Origin of the sequence: Rufibacter immobilis (genome assembly GCF_003721565.1) — a bacterium.
GTDB classification, from domain to species: Bacteria; Bacteroidota; Bacteroidia; order Cytophagales; family Hymenobacteraceae; genus Nibribacter; species Nibribacter immobilis.
The window spans coordinates 78,818-95,112 of sequence record NZ_RJJE01000007.1 but is presented as its reverse complement, the minus strand read 5'-3'; the positions used below and the strand labels follow the sequence as shown (position 1 = coordinate 95,112).

Genomic DNA, 16,295 nt, shown 5'->3' with positions numbered 1-16,295 from the left:
GTATAAACAATAGTTTTTGAACGAGAAGGCACCCTCTTACTTAACTACTGTCGGCATCTTCTAATTGCCAGAAAGCGGTTTTGTGCCTACTACACCCAGCCCCCTTACGTTACTAAGCAAGCCCTGCCTAATAAAGAAGAACATGAAAGCCTTTATTAAATAGAAATCAATTTCATACCCATTCATTCTCTTTCATCTTTCACATCGCTCTCTGTTTTGCAGCTGTTTTCAGAAAAATAGGCGCTAAACAAATTTAAATTCAGCTTTCTCTTCATTTAAAAGGCCATTAGCCACAACACACAGTATGAATGCGATATTATTCAATAAATAGTTGGAATTTTAACAACAACTTATATATTTGGTATTGTGCTCACAAGCCAAAGAATAAGCGTTTCAAATTAGAATGGATATGGCTGGTTTCGCAGAGAATACTTTTGTAGTGATAATGGCAGGGGGTATAGGAAGCAGGTTCTGGCCTTTCAGCAGGAACAACCATCCTAAGCAATTCCATGATGTTCTAGGGATGGGAGAAAGCATGATTCAAACCACCGTAAGGCGGTTTACAGGCCTTTGCCCTATAAGCAATATCTATATTGTTACTAACCGAGAATACGCACACCTGGTACGCCAGCACCTACCGCAACTGCAAGATGAACAGCTCTTACAGGAACCAATAGGCCGCAATACCGCTCCCTGTATTGCCTATGCCTGTTTTAAAATAGCCCAGAGGAACCCGGAGGCCAATATTGTAGTAGCTCCGGCAGACCATGTAATTCTCAAAGAAGAAGCTTTTACCATCATCATCAGGCAAGCCTTGGAAGCAGCCTCAAAGAGAGATATTTTGGTTACCTTGGGCATCAAACCTACCCGGCCCGATACTGGTTACGGCTATATCCAATACCTTACGGAGGAGCATGGTCCATTGCAAAAGGTGAAGAACTTTACGGAGAAGCCAACCTTAGAAACAGCCCAATCTTTTCTTAACAGCGGTGATTTTGTCTGGAACGCGGGCATTTTTATCTGGAACGTTCAAACTATACTCAAAGCATTTCAGGAGAACTTAAAAGAGCTAGCCGCTCTGTTTGAAGCAGGCAGCCCCGTTTATTATACACAGGCTGAACCCACTTTTATAGATAGCGCTTATTCTCAATGCCAGAACATCTCCATTGATTATGGCATCATGGAGAAAGCCAGCAATGTGTATGTCATCTTATGTGAATTTGGCTGGTCTGATTTAGGCACCTGGAACTCTTTATACAACCTGGCCGAGAAAAACGCGGAAGGGAATGTCATTGATGGTAACACCCTGCTGTATGACACCCAGAACTGCATCATAAAGACCCCGCAAAACAAGTTAGTAGTTTTACAGGGCCTGCAAGACTATATAGTTGCGGAATACGATGACGTGTTAATGGTATGCCGCCGCACAGATGAGCAAAAAGTAAAAGACTTTGTGTCTGATGTGAAAGCTCAAAAAGAAGCCAATTTTGCTTAACCCCTCTGGCTCTTGTACAGGCGCAGATTTAACACCTCACTTGAAGCAATTCATTCCAGTGGGTAGTAAACCGTTGGGAACACATTCCTTTCAGCATCTTCCATTCTTGTCGCATGCCTACAGCAGCCACCACTACCGTACCGCTTCCCCACCTTTGGTTCAGGAGATCTAATGATTTCATTAATTCTTGATGTGCCACCACAGTAGACTGAGCAAATAAGTCTGGCTGCACCGCCTGCACTGGCACAAGGTCTGTTAAAACAACGCCTGCTTTGCCGTATTGTATCAGCGGCCTGAAAATCTGCTTCACCCCTTCCACCGCCCGCTGCACCAGTTCCACAGTAGAATCAGTGGCCACCGGCATTTCCAAGGTAATACTTTTAAAATACTGCTCTACCGGCGCATAACGGTTGGTGTGGATAAAGACCGTGATGGCTCCCGCCGCCGAACCCTGTCTCCGCAACTTCTCTGCTGCCCGGGTAACATAGGCAGCTACCGCCTCCTGCAACTGCGCCAAACTTTGTACCGGCTTCCCGAAAGACCTGGTACTGGCAATACTTTTCTTCTCCTGAGGCAGCACGGTCTGCAGACAAGGTTTTCCCTGCAATTCCTTCAGCACCCGCACCCCTACCACACCCCCCAACTGCCGCCGCACCCAATCTACGCTGCACTGGGTTAAATCAAAAGCTCGCTCCACCCCTGCGGCTTGCAACCGGGCCGCATACTGCCGTCCCACGCCCCATACGTCTTTCACCCAAACAGCCCGCAGCGCTTCTTCCCATTCTCGCTCAGTACGAATGATCCACACTCCACCGCTCTGCTGCCGCTTTTCCTTGGCTAAATGATTAGCCAATTTTGCCAAGGTCTTGGTAGGGCCAATGCCTACGCAAACTGGTATCCCCAATCCTCTTCCTATTGTTCCCCGAATTTTTTGGGCATACTCCTTCAAGTTGAGGTGCACCAACCCATCTAGACGAAGGAAAGCCTCATCAATGCTATATACCTCCAATTCGGGTGTAAAATCATTTAGCAGCTCCATGACCCGCGAAGACATGTCGCCGTACAGGGTATAATTAGAGGAGAAAACCCTCACTCCCTTCTCCTCCAGCCACTGCTTTCTCTTGAAGTATGGCTCTCCCATCTTTATACCCATATCCTTCGCTTCCTGAGAACGGGAAATAATGCAGCCGTCATTGTTTGACAACACCACCACCGGCTTGCGCTTAATACTGGCATCAAACGCCCGCTCACAAGACACATAGAAGTTATTGCAATCTACTAACGCAAACATAGCCTTCTCCTTAAAACTGGTGCACCACAGAGGTCACGACACCCCAAATAGAGAAATCATCTTCCGGCCTCAACTCAATAGTAGGATACAGATCATTTTCGGCTTTCAGAAATCTTCTGCCGCCAATTTCACAGTAGCGCTTTACGGTATACTCTCCGTTCACGGCAGCCAATACAATCCGTTGGTCCGTGGCCCGCAGAGACCGGTCTACCACCAGCAGATCTCCTGACCGAATACCTGCCTTGACCATTGATTCCCCGCTCACGCGCACCAGGAATGTAGTGGCCGGCCGAGGTATAAGATAACTATGGAGGTTGAGTTGCGCCTCCAGGTAATCATCAGCCGGCGACGGGAATCCGGCAGGGACCAGCGTGCCAAAGAGTGGCATTTCATAAACGGTATATTCTACCTGGGCGGCATATAGTTCTTCTACAAGCATAGATTGAGCAGTAAGAATGATTACAGGCTCAATTTTACTAATAATTTTAGCATTTTGTTTACTTAGTTATCCCTTAACCAAGGTTTATTTTTCCACACGATTGATATAGAAGACAACAAGACGATATTTCATCAAACGAAATCCACTAAAACCATTAGCTATTTTTAAGAAAAAGCCAGCGCAGGTGCTGTTCCTAGAGAGAAGATATAGCCACAAGACTTAGCACCATCTAAGGAAGGTCCTTCTTCCGTTTAGAGGCTCTTTTCCTGAAATTAGCCCTAAAACAGAATCAATTACCCACAAAGGCAGGAATGTTTTATACAAGAAAAAAGAGTTATTCAATATGGTAGATATAATAATCCTCTAACTCATGCAGCACTTCCTTGTTTCTGAAAGCGCTTGAGTATTTGGAGTTCTTGTTAATCCAGACGATGGAAATATCGTATTTCTTTGCGTTTTCTAAGATATCTGTCTCCATAGAAAACAAAGGCTGTGTAATTCTATGCAGGATGGGCCGCGCCGATGGCTCTAATTTCGCAATTGAACCTTTGAACCTGCTTATGTCATAGTTAAACAAGTACATCCTGAAATCATTACTTCTGGCATAGTCAGTAGCCCGGGTTGGATAGTAGAACAAGGCCCATTTCTCGGGCAGTCCTTCTGCCTCGTCAACAAAAAAACCCTTCAACTGTTTCCCCATCCCCAGCAACTCAAGTTTCTTTTCCAGAGCCCCATCGTATACCTTCCCCTCTTCCACTTCCCCAAAGGGATATTTATAATCGCTTAGCAACAACAAAACCACCAGGCAGAGACTGTACATTCTCCTTTTCACTAATTCATACAACAGGAAGACAAACGCCACCGTTGACAGCAACACCGCCACATGTTTAAGTTGCCAGGCATCTAAAGACATATCAGAAGCCACCGCGAAAAGCAAATGATACCCTATAAAGAATAGCACTACCCAATAACCTATATCTGGCAGGAACCTCTTCTGCTTAAGAGGCTCAAAAGAAGCCAGAACAAAATAAGCCACTACTAGCCTGACAGGATACGTCAAGACTGCCAGCAGCAATACCCTATACACTTGCCGGATCTTCTCCGCCGAGAATAAGGCCAGCACGGCATCTCTCGCACCAAGGTCGAAATATTTATTCTCTACCTTTTCTTTGAAGAGATAGAAAAACAAGCCATAGGCTACCAGGAAACCAGCCACCTTCAACAGATCAGTCTTTGAATATTTAGAAAAGAAAAGGCATATGGTTAAACACAGGACGGGTAAAAAGAGGACGTACTCAACAGAGGCAACCATCAATAGCGCCACAGCGACAGTATACTTTTTCAAATACAAAGCCCTGAAAGACAACACCAGCATGGGCATCATGACAATGTCACGCAGATGAATCTTGCTTATGGCAGCCGTGATCCATAAAAACCCAAATACCGTGAAGCAAAAGAGAATAACGAGCACTAAGCCGAGCGCCTTTTTGTCTTGTATCTTATCAGAGAATACTGAAAAGATGGTTAATACCGTGAAGGTTTTAAAGAGAGGGTAGACAAAGTAAAACAGCACGAGATCACTCTTCGCGTTGTAGAGGGTTTTAAACAAGCTCCCCAGCCAGAACTCCAGAAAATGGTACAGAGACACGCCGGAAGTTCCGGACAATACAGACTCCATGCTCATGGTTTCTACTTCATCATAGTGCAGAAAGCTCATGATAGTACTGTAAACGTATCTTTCCCCATCAAACGGATGCAGGTGAAACAGGTAGTCTAATGGGTTGTTCAGGACATCAATTTTAAAGTTCACCTGCAAGAAGAACATCCCTATATAGAGCCCGCCCGCACAAAGCAAAAACATGGTCGTTGACACCAGTCTCTCTCTCTCAAATCCTTTAAAACTGTGCCTAAACGAAAGAAGCACCAGCGGTATCAGGATCAGGACTGTTACTAAATTGGCTTTGAACAACGCATACAAAGACACACTCACTAGCAAGCCTACCCAAAAGTTCAGCACATGCTGCGTAACATCATTCTTCTTTTCTACCCTGAGTTGCAGGAAAAAGCACCCAATCAGATAGAAGACAACAAAAAGTAGAACACCTAGAAGTAGAATAATAAACATGATGTGTAAGCGCAAGCAACCATTTAAAAGCGAAAATCAGAGTAATTTATATTTCACTGGCTTAACCAAGCAGTATCCCCTCCCCATTTTCCTCTAGAGGATTTTCTCAGAGAAGAAAATATTTAAAGGAAGTGTTGCAATGATGTCTATTCTATAAGGTAGACTTGTTCTTATTATGTTTTAATCAAAATAGAATTAGGGCCAGTTATTCTCTCCAAAAACGCATCTCTAATGACACTCTTGTTTGGTCATAGTTTAGGTTAGCAGCTCCTCCATGAATAAGATAGGGAGAGAATACTAATATCTCATTAAATAAAGGATTAGGCCTAATTAAATTCAATTCTTTTTTAGCCCCCGTTAAACCAGGAACATTATATTTCGAACCATTCATAACGGCTCCAGCAATTGTGCGCTCCACCTCAGATTCAGGCCAATAATGACTGCCTGGTACAACTGGCAAAGAAGATTCACTTGTGCTCCCTGCCACAGGAACATATATATTGACACAATCCCGATATATGTCTAACCACACATCCCGGTGTAGCGGGTTGAAATCACTGTAACCCGGTCGGATAACCCGTAAATGAAAAACCTGCTCGTTTGTTTGTGGATTATGGGCTTTCAGCTTTACTCCCACCAAATCAGACACCCGGCTGGTTAATTTACGCACATCTGTGGGGAATTGATGAAGTTGAAGCAGCTTTGTATACGCCATTACCTGCAAATGCAGAATTTGATTATCCTTCACAAGATGATGGTAATGCTCAATTTGAAAGTTTGAAGGAATGTTTATTCCGGCTAGCCTTATACCCTCAAAGAAGATACTGGCTAAACCTTCTATTAAGTTATTCCATTCTTTTGCACTATTGAAAAGTGGAGCAACAAGATATCCATCATCATTCCAATCTGTATGGAGAATCAGATTATCATGCTGGTGTAGAAGCACTATGTCTTCACCATAGGCCCGTTCCCCATCTATAGTAACTTTTGATGGGTTATGTTTATTAGTCATGATCTGTTAAAGTTATTTAAAGCAGTACTAATACTAGATTAAAAACGGCTTATACGCACTCTTTGCCTTATTCTATTTATACATCCTATTGAGAAAAAAATTATAAACTAAAATATATGATCAGATATAGAACCTGCTCTAGCCTCCATTAAATGAAGTATCTAGAATCCGCCCAAGGTGTTCTTCCATTATAAGCTCTATAACGGTCTCTGTTATATCTGCCTCCTGTTTTCTAGCTATCTTTTTGGAAGTAAGCCAGAAAACAAGCAAATGCCTGCACAAGAAACTGTATAAAGAAATAACAAGCACTCCTCTGGGTTAATCTTTTACATTTCTAAAGAACTTTGTCTATCAGGTAGAGAGGCCGTTTTCTGGAAGCATCTAGGGCACGCCACACATATTCCCCAATAACGCCAAGAGCAATCATTTGGAAAGAAGAAACAAACAAAAGGACCACCATTAGAGAAGACCATCCTTCCACTAAGGCAGCACCGCTTATTTTAGCTACAATCAAAAACATTCCATACAACAATGCAACTCCCCCCAAGAGTAAGCCCATTATGGCAATAATTCTAATGGGTAGGTAGGAAAAAGATAGAATGGAGTCTAAAAACAATTTTACGTTCTTTCCAAAAGTCCACCGGGTTTCCCCAATTTCTCTTTTTAATCTAACATAAGGAATACTAACATACTCAAATCCCAGCCAGGCAATGAGATACATAACATTGCTATTGCTTTCTTTCATCTTCAATACTTCCTCTCTAATAAACTTATCAAAAAAGATGTAGTCAAAGCCACCCTTTGGTAGATTATTAATAGCGGTTTTACGCATTATAGCATGGAAAACAGACGCAATTTTCTTTTTCAAAAAAGGATCTTGCCTGTCTTGCCTGTTACCGATCACCAGTTTAAATCCTTGCCGCCAATATTCAAGCATCTTCACCATCAATTCTGGTGGATCCTGCAAATCGGCTGAGATAATGACGGTACAATCACCAGTGGCGAATTCCATTCCTGCAATTACCGCATTATATGAACCAACGTTTCTAACTAACTTCACCAGCTTTACCTTTTCAGGATGAGCAGCCTTCACTTTTAAAAGTTCTTCAAAAGTGCGGTCTTGGGAACCATCATCTACAAACACATACTCAAACGCTACATCTTTAGGGAAAAGATTTTCGTTGCGCAGTAGTTTCGTCGCCGTTACCGGAATATTCGCTTCATTGAAATAGCAAGGAATGATAACAGAGAGTAAAGGCATATTGAAGAATAGGATAGAAGGCGCAACTTGATACAATCAGTTAGCGGCTATACAACAGGCCGCATTGGTTACTAATGGGTTTAAAGGTAATTGTTATTCAGGAACCAAAGGCGAAGATATGGGAAGCAGCTCCGTAACTGAATCCTAATTTCTCACATACTCTGAGAGCCGCTCTATTAGTAGCCTGGGTTGGGTATATAAAGAAACACTCTTTTTGCCCTTCGGCATAGCATATCACCTCTGAAAGCAACTTAAACAACCACCCTTTATTCTCTGGAGCTGCTGCCGACAGTTTTATACGGACTGCCTCAAAGAGATGCTTTGGTGAAACTTCAGTATCATGGTCAAACGCTATGAAAGAGGCAACAGGAAGCCCGGGCACATCAGGCACGAACACATGGTCACAAAAACCGTTTACTGCGGCTTCAGCATACGTGGCTAAATAGCGGTCTGCCTCCATGTCTGAGAACGTATAGTCTGCGTGAAGTCTGTCATAGCTATTCCTATTGGAAGCCGCCACGCTGGAGAGTGCGGGAATATCAGCTGCGGTTGCCTCCCGTACAGCATATCTAACAGCATCAACATCTGCCGTTTTTCTCCTGAAGTAATGCAGGCGCGTTTCTACCAGCCGTACACCAGCCTCATTAAGGCATTGAATCAGGAAAATATCTTCGGATGGAATCTCTGAGAAGCAATAGAAGGCCCCTGATTTTTGCAGCTTACTCCTGAAAAGATGGATGGCTTGCACCAAAGCCGGGGCATGTTGCCGGGAGAATAAGACAGTGAACAGCTTAAAGCAGGCTTTGGCAAAGTACTGGCTGTCCCAGGGCAGGTACTCGTACAGAAACACGAAGTCCATCCCCGCCACAGTAGCCGTAAACTGACGCTGGGAATCTGTGGTGCCAAAGACATCGATCTTAGGCCTCACAAAAAGATCAAACTGATCAGGGGGCTTGATCTCCCGCACGAAACTGTAGGGACTGTAATAGACCAGTTTCTCTTCCCGGCTTTCTAATAGTTCTTCTACCCCCATATACTTTTGAACTCTGCGTAATCCCTGATATAATCTCCTTCTTGATAGGCCGTAGACGCCAGCACCATCTGCACCGCACCCTTAGAGTATTGCATAGTGTGCCATACATTGGGAGGAACATACACGCCCTGCGAGGGTTTCTCCAAGACAAAGACCTCTATAGTGCCATTCGCCTGCTCTGTGGTGACCAGAATACGCCCGGCCACGGCTATAATGATCTGCTCTGTCTGGTAATGGGCATGCCTACCTCTCACAATGCTTTCCGGAGTCCCATATGTCCAGAAGATTCTTTGCACCTCAAACGGGAGAGCCCCGCTGCTTTCTGCAACAGAAATAAACCCTATTTCCGGGGCTCCAATTCCGTCAAATTCAATCAAGTAAGGTTTCTTCACGTTGCATCTTATTTCTCCAGCCAAAGCGACTTCCCTTCCCAAAACATAGCCCAACCATCTACCAATCTTAAGGGTAAGCAAGGTACCAAAAAACATCGGGCCCTGAAATCGGTAAAAGTCGAATCTAAATCCCGCACCCACGCAATATTCTACTCTGCTGTTACCGGCCGCTCCCATTACGGCAAAGCAACACGTTTCTTCCGCGGTCTCAAAGGCGTTTAGGGGGTCTTTCCCCAGTTTAGGGCCAATTCTGGAAAATGAGCCGCTAAACGCCTTTACACACCGCTAGCCTCTCGTTCTCCGTCACTGGTGCTGTGGTAAGCCACTTGCTGTGCGGAAGATTAATAATCTCACAATCTACTGTTATCTTTGAACTACGACTTTACTTACCTCTATGTCTTCTCCCTCTACAGCTCTCATTATAGGAGCTGGCCCAGCTGGTTTGACGGCCGCCTTTGAATTTCTGCAGCAAACCCAGGTGCATCCGTACGTGGTGGAGGCCACTGACCGGATTGGCGGCATCTCTGCCACCATCAACTACAAAGGCAACCGTATGGACATTGGCGGACACCGTTTCTTCTCCAAATCGGACCGGGTCATGGAGTGGTGGCTTTCCATTCTGCCGCTGCAACTGGAGGCAGGCCAGACTTTAGGGAACTTAGCCTACCAAGGGAAGAACCGCCCTGTCCCCACCGTTACCGCCGCCACCGGAAACTCAGATGATGTCATGCTGCTGCGCCAACGCAAATCACGCATCTTCTTCCGCAGGAAATTTTTTGCCTACCCGCTGTCTTTCACGGTAGGTACGCTTTCCCAACTGGGTTTGGGATGGTCTATTAAAGCAGTACTCAGTTACCTGAAGCAAGTAGTAAAGCCCATCAAACAGGAGAAGAACCTGGAGGAGTTTTTCATCAATCGCTTTGGCGAACATCTGTACCGCACCTTCTTCAAAGCCTACACGGAGAAAGTGTGGGGAGTGCCCTGCCAGCAGATCAGCGCCGAATGGGGTGCCCAACGCATCAAAGCGTTGTCCATCACCCAAGCCATCAAACACTTTCTGCGCCAGCAGTTCTTCTCGCCCTCGGCGGATTTTAGGCAGAAGGATGTGGAAACCTCCCTCATTGAGCAGTTCCTCTACCCTAAACTGGGCCCGGGGCATTTATGGGAAGTAGTCACCCAAAAAGTCAGAACCCAGGGTGGCGAAGTACATCTGCAGCAGAGGGTGGTACAACTGGAGTTGAGCGGCAACAAGATTGTTTCCGCTACTATTGAGCATACAGCCACGGGCGCCACTTACCTGGTACAACCGGAGTATGTAATCTCCACCATGCCCATCCGTGAGCTGGTGCGGGCGCTGGGCGAGGTGGTACCGCCAGAAGTGCGTGAAATTGCCGAGCACCTCCCTTACCGCAATTTCATCTCGGTGGGCCTGCTGCTGCATAAGTTGGCCATTCCCGCTGAAGACAACGAGTCTATTCAGGACAACTGGATCTATATTCAGGAGCCCGATGTGCTGGCCGGCCGCCTGCAGCTCTTCAACAACTGGAGTCCTTATCTAGTCTCTGATCCTGACAAAGTATGGCTGGGGGTGGAATATTTCTGCCAGGAAGACGATGAACTCTGGCATATGCCGGAAGCTGATTTGCAGCAGCTGGCCACGCAAGAACTGCAAAAGCTGGGCATTATCTCCGCCGATCAAGTCATAGACGGCACTGTGGTGAAAATGCCCAAAGCGTATCCGGCTTACTTTGGCTCTTACGCCCAGTTCCCCAAGGTACAGGCGTACCTAGACGGTATTGAGAACCTGTTTCTGGTGGGCCGTAACGGCATGCACAAATACAACAACCAAGACCACTCCATGCTCACCGCTATGCTGGCCGTGGAGAATATTGCCCAAGGCCGCACAGACAAGAGCAATCTTTGGGAGGTAAACACCGAACAGGAATACCATGAGCATTCTAAAACAGCCTAACCCACTCTTGCATTCTCTCTCCCGCGACAGCTCCTTCGCACTGTTTTTCACGCTCCTGTATGCCATGCTGCTGGCTTGGCTCATGGGCTTCCATGAGTTGTGGTTTGATGAGACCGAGCCCTGGCTCCTGGCCCTCTACAGCAATTCCTATGCGGAGCTGTTGCACAACAAGCGGTTTGAGGGGCACCCCAACCTCTGGTACAGCCTGCTTTTTGTTATCACCAAATTTACCACTAACCTACAGGCTCTGAAAATAACCCAGGCAGCCTTCGCGGTAGGGTTTGTATACGTGTTCCTGCGCCACGCCCCTTTCTCCCGCCTTTTCAGAATATTGTTTTGCTTTGGGTACTACGGCTTGTTTGAGTACGGCCTCATCAGCAGGCTCTACGCCATAGAGCTGTTCACTTTGTTTCTGGTCTGTACTTTTTACCCCAAACGGTTCACGCACTGGTACCTCTACCTGCTTCTTTTGGTACTATTAGCTCAAACCAACTTGTTTGGTTTCCTGATGGCCGGGATATTGGGATTACTGCTTTTCTCTGAAGCCTTCAAGCTATGGAAACAAACACCCCATTGGGCGCAGATTTCTCATCTGAAGAAAGGTGTGGGTATCCTCTTCTGGGCCGCCGGATGCCTTTTCTCTCTCTGGAGCATGGTACGCCCCAATGAAACCAATGCGTCGTTGCTCACATATTTCCACCCCTACTACTTTTACCAATCGGCGGCCCGCGTGTGGCAGGCATTTGTACCCGTTCCTAACTTTATCACCACTTTTTGGAACACTTCCCTTCTCAGGATCAGCCTGGAGATTCCTTTGTCTGCCGTACTGCTGACTTTTCTGCTGGTGGTATTCTATCGAACAAAGCGGTTGCTGTTTCCTCTCTTTCTGCTGTTTGCGGCCTTATTTGTTTTCTTTGCCCTCAAATACGAAGGCAGCCTGAGGCACCATGCCCATTTCTTCTTGTATACTTTGGCCTTTCTGTGGCTTAAAAGCTATTATGACCAAGGCAGCTCCCCTGCTCAACGGCTTAAGCCTGCTCCTACCTGGCCTAGTGCAGCGCTCTCTTTCTGCCTGACTGTTTTTGCCGTTCTACAAGTTGTAGCCGGTGCCTATGCCCTGGCTACAGATTGGCAGAAACCCTTTTATGCCGGTAAGCAGACTACGCAGTTTCTAAAAACGCTGCCATCCAATTACGTCTTCGCCACCGATGAAGGAGTAGCCACCTCCAATATCACAGCCTACCTTGGCAAGCCTGTCTATAATCTTCCTACCGGAAACCTGAAGAGCTTCTATACCCTTGACCCCAATGAAGTCAACGACCTCCGGCCGTACGTCTTATTGGATTGGGCCATGGCGCTCGCGCAACAGAAGAATGCTCCCGTCATCCTCATCTGCCGGTCTGAGCTGCCGTACACGTGGGCTTTCTCCCCAGCTACGTTTATTGCCCAATTCAGGGGGAATACCATCACGCAGTTCGCTTTCTTCCTTTACCAAATAGACCCGCTGCCTTTCCCCAAAAAACAGATGACGGCTGAATATCCCGCGCAGCAAGTGCAGTAACTGCAATTTGCCCGCAACTCAGAATAGCTCCAGCACATCCTTTTTAGGGTCTTACTCCTGGCTCCTGCCTTCTGTCTGTTCTCTATAGAAGGCGTTGCGTTTAGCGGCCGTTTTTCCGGAATCTGCTTAAAACCGGTACCGCGCCTGCGCCCGCACCTCGGTAAGCCGGGGGCCTTCAATCTGCTCTAGACCAGAGCTCACAGTTTGCTGCCCGCGGTAGTGGGTGTGGCTCAGTTTCAGCCAGAAGTCCAGTTGCCGGGTGAGCCGCTGTTGCAGTAACAGATACAGGTGGGTACCCCGGCCGGTAAAAACCGGAATAGAGAAAGCATACAGGACATCCTGCTCCGGCACGTACAAGCGGGTATCATAGTCATCGGTGTCAAAGAGGGCGTAGCGGGCACTGAGGCGGGTGTACCGGTACTCCCAACTTACGTCTTGTGATGTGAAATAGCCTGTGCTGCGAGGCCCCGTTTGCCTGAACTGACTGGCCTGCACCCGTGACCGCAACCGTACTGTAGGCAACGGACTTACATCCAGCAGCAGTAAGTAGCGGTGCGCGTGTGTGTCGGTTACCTGTTGCAGAGCCTCCTCGGCTATGCGTTCATTGCGGGCTTTGTGCTCATACTGGTACTGGCCGTAAAGCAGCGTGGTTTTGGAGGGCATAAACTGAAGCCGCAGCAGGTACTCCTCGCCGGTAGAAGGAGCGTCTACCCGGTACCGGAGCCACGGAAACGAGAAGCGATCATAGTAGCCGGTGAGTTGCCAGCGGTTGCTCAATTTTAGCTTAAGGCCCGTGTACAGGCCGCTTTCATTCTGGTTCCGGCTGCTTTCACCGAAGGCGGCTCCGTAGAGCGTCTGAAAATCGCGGGCGTAGTAGCGGTACAGCATGGCCACCTCCACCTTCTCTGACAGACTCACCAACACCCCGTTCACCGTACCAAGGCCGCCGTTCCCGGACCGCGCCGTTTCCCCGAAGAAATTCAGGTTCTGCCAAAGATAACTGTAGTGTACGCCCACCGCCGTGTTCCGGCTTCCGCTGAAGGTGAACAGATTGTACGGCTCGGGGTGCTGTTGCAGGGCCAGGCTGTACCAGGTATGCAAAGCCGTTATTCCCACACTGAAAGTCTGCTGCGGATTGCGGTAGCTCACGTTACCGCCCAAGACCTGTTCCCGCGCCCGCTGCCGGTTAGCCAACTCCGTGGGCGTACGGTGCAGGCCCGAGGTTTGCAGCCCTCCCAGCAGAAACAGCGTGGTGTCTTCGGCCAGCGCCCCTCCCATTGAGGCATCTACCCTTCTGTTGGAGTAAAAGAGCGTGGTTTCCAGTCTTCGCCAGCGGTGCGTGGTCGCGGCCCCTCTGAAGAAATTGGTTTCCAGCGTAGACGTGTGCGGCCTAATACCCAGCTGGCTGCGCCGAACGGTGGTAATAGTTTCGCTTCCTTTGCCCACGCTCAAGCCACTGGACAGCAACAGCCCCTGCCCGAACTGCAACTGGTAATCGCCCAGCGCGATGGTTTTGAAGCTGCCTCGGTTGTACAACTGCGCGTGCCCCGACAGGAAATCGAACCCGTACTGGCGCTGGCCGGGGTTCCACGTGAACTCCTCCCCCGCGTCCTTTTCGGCGGTGACGCCAAAGCTGAAATCGCGCGGGTGGCTGAGGCGGTACCGTAGCAGGTATTTATCTGGGGAGCCGGCGTAGCGGGTGGTGGAGCGGCCCTCGGGAGGCGTGTAGCCGCGGCGCTCCTGCACGGTACGGTCATAGCGGAGCAGCAGTGAGTGGTTATCAGCGTTTCTGAAACGTTCCCGCCAGGGCCGCTGTCCCGCCTGCCCCAGCGCCTGCACCGTCACAAACGGGAGCAGCCGCCGGATGGTGAGCAAATCAAACCCCTGAATGGCCTGCAACTCATACAAGCTCAGCAGGCGGCCATTGTCCTGAATGTGTTGGAGCAGGGCCGAGATCTGGCCTTCAGAGAGCAGCCAGAGACCGCGGAGTTCCTCGCGGGAGGCGCGGTTCAGGTCCAGGGGTTGGCGGTAGTACTGGAGCAGGGTCTCATAGAGGTCTTCGTAGGCCACGGTGTTCTCATCGGTCTGCTGGGCGAAGAGTTCCTGCACCAGCAGCTCCACGTCTACCGGCGGGCGGGGCACCTCCTGCGCTTTGAGCGCCAGCTGGTTTAGGCCCAAAATCAGAAAAACGAGCCCGAAACGCACCTTCATGGCTGGGAGGCTTTTTGCAGCGTATAGCCCACGCTCAGGTAGTTGCTGAGGCCCAACTGATGCTGCGTTCCCACCGCGTACGCCACCTGAAACTGCCTGAATTTGACGTCTACCCCCGCCGTGCCCGCCCTGGTGCCGGAGTTAAAGCCGGTGCGTAACCCCAACGACGGCAGCACCCGGTACTCAATTCCGCCCTTCACGGCCACCGGGTACTCCAGTTCTTTTTCGGCCTCCACTACCAGCAACACCTTGGCGGCCGCCTGAAAGCCCAGGCCTATTTTCATGACCGTGGGCACGCGCTCGTCCTCAAACTGGGCCAGTTTGGCCTGGTTCAGGTTGAAAATATGCGCCCCGAACGTGAGGCCCGGCACCAGCTCAGACTGCACGCCCACACTTAGCGCCACCACTTTCCGGCTGCCCCACTCCTTTACCCGCACCTGCAAGAGATCAGCTTTCAGGCCCAGTCGCACCACGCCTAGCTGGTGCGCCAACCCCAGGCCCAGCCGCTGCTCATTATACAATTCCCCTCCGAAACGCTGCAGGTCCACGCCCACGGTTCCATATTTTTGTGTGGGGTACACCGCCAATAGTCCTACCGTGGTGAGTTCTTTCAGGGAGAAGCGGTTGTGGGCGTAGGCACCCAATTCCAGCTGTTTCAGGGCTGCGATGCCCGCCGGATTATTGCTCAGGGCCCAGACATCTAGCAACGTAACGGCCGCCCCGCCCAAGCTCACGGCCCTGGCGCCCACGGCGGTATTGTTGATTTGCCCATGGCTCTTGAAGGAGTTGCATAGAAACAGGAAAAGCAGACTAACGCGTAGAAGATGCTGCATAGGCAAAGGGGATTGGCCGATGCTTTTACTACGGGAAAATGATCTTCAAGTAGTAGCTGATATTGTGGATTTTATGGGAATTTCAGGCGTGGGTGGAGGATGATGGAATTTTACCAAATTCGCCACCCCGCGCAGAGTCCCCCTTTGAAGGAGGTAGGGGGATGTTTACACCTACCGGTCTTTCCTGCTTTGGATAACTTCTTAGTGATATTACTGCCTATTTCTGTTCCTGCCGAACCTCTTGTCATTTATTCGCCGTTGTTGGTGTTCTCACCGACAACCAGGACTGCCGCCCCGGTTAGCTATCCGTCTTTACTCTTTACTTCCTTTTTACTAAACTCTTGGCGGCTGATACGCTCTGCCCACGTCTGTCACTTTTCTCCTTGATGAGAAAAGTAACCAAAAGAATCAAGAAGAAAAGAAACTCGCTGACGCTCAGACAGTCTTTTCTTCATCTTTGTACCACCGGGCAGGCGTCCTCTGTTCCATAGGGAGCGTGGGCTTTTGCTGGTTTTAAGGTCCAAGCGTGCTCCCGCTAAGCGCCTCGGGGCATATTGCCCCTGCGTTGCCCGCTCCCGCAGGCAAGCCTACAGCCAGAAGCTGCCATGCCTCCAGCATCCTGAGGACGTGGCAGAAAGATGAAGACTACTTAACGGAACTGCGTGTTGCT

The 16,295-nt window shown here is 48.8% G+C and carries 12 protein-coding genes; 3 read left to right on the top strand and 9 right to left on the bottom strand.

Features of this window, described 5'->3' with window-relative positions:
* Positions 1–409 precede the first annotated feature (409 nt).
* Positions 410–1,495, top strand: coding sequence for a mannose-1-phosphate guanylyltransferase (locus tag EFA69_RS07035; RefSeq protein WP_394342820.1), 1,086 nt, complete (start codon positions 410–412; stop codon positions 1,493–1,495).
* A gap of 28 nt (positions 1,496–1,523) precedes the next feature.
* Here EFA69_RS07035 and EFA69_RS07030 read toward each other — a convergent pair whose 3' ends face one another.
* The 7 genes from EFA69_RS07030 to EFA69_RS07000 form a co-directional block, all read right to left on the bottom strand.
* Positions 1,524–2,786 (bottom strand): Y-family DNA polymerase, encoded by a 1,263-nt coding sequence (locus tag EFA69_RS07030; RefSeq protein WP_123132394.1) that lies wholly within the window; start codon positions 2,784–2,786, stop codon positions 1,524–1,526.
* Between the two features lie 10 nt (positions 2,787–2,796).
* Positions 2,797–3,225, bottom strand: a complete 429-nt coding sequence (locus EFA69_RS07025) for a LexA family protein (RefSeq protein ID WP_123132393.1) — start codon at positions 3,223–3,225, stop codon at positions 2,797–2,799.
* A gap of 334 nt (positions 3,226–3,559) precedes the next feature.
* Positions 3,560–5,350 carry a hypothetical protein gene (locus tag EFA69_RS07020; RefSeq protein ID WP_123132392.1) on the bottom strand — a complete coding sequence of 597 codons (1,791 nt, stop codon included), beginning with the start codon at positions 5,348–5,350 and terminating at the stop codon, positions 3,560–3,562.
* 205 nt (positions 5,351–5,555) lie between these two features.
* Positions 5,556–6,362: a 2OG-Fe(II) oxygenase family protein gene (locus EFA69_RS07015; RefSeq protein ID WP_123132391.1), complete on the bottom strand. Its 807-nt coding sequence runs from the start codon at positions 6,360–6,362 to the stop codon at positions 5,556–5,558.
* Positions 6,363–6,696: 334 nt separating this feature from the next.
* Entirely contained in the window at positions 6,697–7,623 is a 927-nt protein-coding gene (locus tag EFA69_RS07010; RefSeq protein ID WP_183906716.1) for a glycosyltransferase family 2 protein, read from the bottom strand.
* A 97-nt stretch (positions 7,624–7,720) separates the two neighbouring features.
* On the bottom strand, positions 7,721–8,656 hold the full coding sequence (locus tag EFA69_RS07005; RefSeq protein WP_123132389.1) for a GNAT family protein: 936 nt from the start codon (positions 8,654–8,656) through the stop codon (positions 7,721–7,723).
* A complete protein-coding gene (locus EFA69_RS07000; RefSeq protein ID WP_221175691.1) occupies positions 8,647–9,048 on the bottom strand; it encodes a sugar 3,4-ketoisomerase in 402 nt (133 codons plus the stop codon). The genes EFA69_RS07005 and EFA69_RS07000 overlap by 10 nt, the downstream gene beginning before the upstream one ends.
* Positions 9,049–9,442: 394 nt before the next feature.
* Here EFA69_RS07000 and EFA69_RS06995 point away from each other — a divergent pair, with 394 nt between their 5' ends.
* Positions 9,443–11,020 (top strand): NAD(P)/FAD-dependent oxidoreductase, encoded by a 1,578-nt coding sequence (locus tag EFA69_RS06995; protein WP_123132388.1) that lies wholly within the window; start codon positions 9,443–9,445, stop codon positions 11,018–11,020.
* Positions 10,998–12,581: a hypothetical protein gene (locus tag EFA69_RS06990; RefSeq protein ID WP_123132387.1), complete on the top strand. Its 1,584-nt coding sequence runs from the start codon at positions 10,998–11,000 to the stop codon at positions 12,579–12,581. The genes EFA69_RS06995 and EFA69_RS06990 overlap by 23 nt, the downstream gene beginning before the upstream one ends.
* A gap of 126 nt (positions 12,582–12,707) precedes the next feature.
* Here the strand turns inward: EFA69_RS06990 and EFA69_RS06985 are convergent, their stop codons facing one another.
* Both EFA69_RS06985 and EFA69_RS06980 read right to left on the bottom strand, forming a co-directional pair.
* Positions 12,708–14,792, bottom strand: coding sequence for a ComEA family DNA-binding protein (locus EFA69_RS06985; protein ID WP_123132386.1), 2,085 nt, complete (start codon positions 14,790–14,792; stop codon positions 12,708–12,710).
* The gene (locus EFA69_RS06980; RefSeq protein WP_123132385.1) at positions 14,789–15,625 is read right to left on the bottom strand and encodes a PorV/PorQ family protein; all 837 of its coding nucleotides are present in this window, start codon (positions 15,623–15,625) and stop codon (positions 14,789–14,791) included. Before EFA69_RS06980 ends, EFA69_RS06985 begins: the two co-directional genes overlap by 4 nt.
* Positions 15,626–16,295 lie beyond the last annotated feature (670 nt).

Excerpts from the sequence above, each read along its gene's own strand:
- EFA69_RS07005 (WP_123132389.1), bottom strand. The coding sequence starts at position 8,656 with ATGGGGGTAGAAGAACTATTAGAAAGCCGGGAAGAGAAACTGGTCTAT.
- EFA69_RS07020 (WP_123132392.1), bottom strand. The coding sequence starts at position 5,350 with ATGTTTATTATTCTACTTCTAGGTGTTCTACTTTTTGTTGTCTTCTAT.
- EFA69_RS07025 (WP_123132393.1), bottom strand. The coding sequence starts at position 3,225 with ATGCTTGTAGAAGAACTATATGCCGCCCAGGTAGAATATACCGTTTAT.
- EFA69_RS07030 (WP_123132394.1), bottom strand. The coding sequence starts at position 2,786 with ATGTTTGCGTTAGTAGATTGCAATAACTTCTATGTGTCTTGTGAGCGG.
- EFA69_RS06980 (WP_123132385.1), bottom strand. The coding sequence starts at position 15,625 with ATGCAGCATCTTCTACGCGTTAGTCTGCTTTTCCTGTTTCTATGCAAC.
- EFA69_RS07015 (WP_123132391.1), bottom strand. The coding sequence starts at position 6,362 with ATGACTAATAAACATAACCCATCAAAAGTTACTATAGATGGGGAACGG.
- EFA69_RS06985 (WP_123132386.1), bottom strand. The coding sequence starts at position 14,792 with ATGAAGGTGCGTTTCGGGCTCGTTTTTCTGATTTTGGGCCTAAACCAG.
- EFA69_RS07035 (WP_394342820.1), top strand. The coding sequence starts at position 410 with ATGGCTGGTTTCGCAGAGAATACTTTTGTAGTGATAATGGCAGGGGGT.
- EFA69_RS06990 (WP_123132387.1), top strand. The coding sequence starts at position 10,998 with ATGAGCATTCTAAAACAGCCTAACCCACTCTTGCATTCTCTCTCCCGC.
- EFA69_RS07010 (WP_183906716.1), bottom strand. The coding sequence starts at position 7,623 with ATGCCTTTACTCTCTGTTATCATTCCTTGCTATTTCAATGAAGCGAAT.
- EFA69_RS06995 (WP_123132388.1), top strand. The coding sequence starts at position 9,443 with ATGTCTTCTCCCTCTACAGCTCTCATTATAGGAGCTGGCCCAGCTGGT.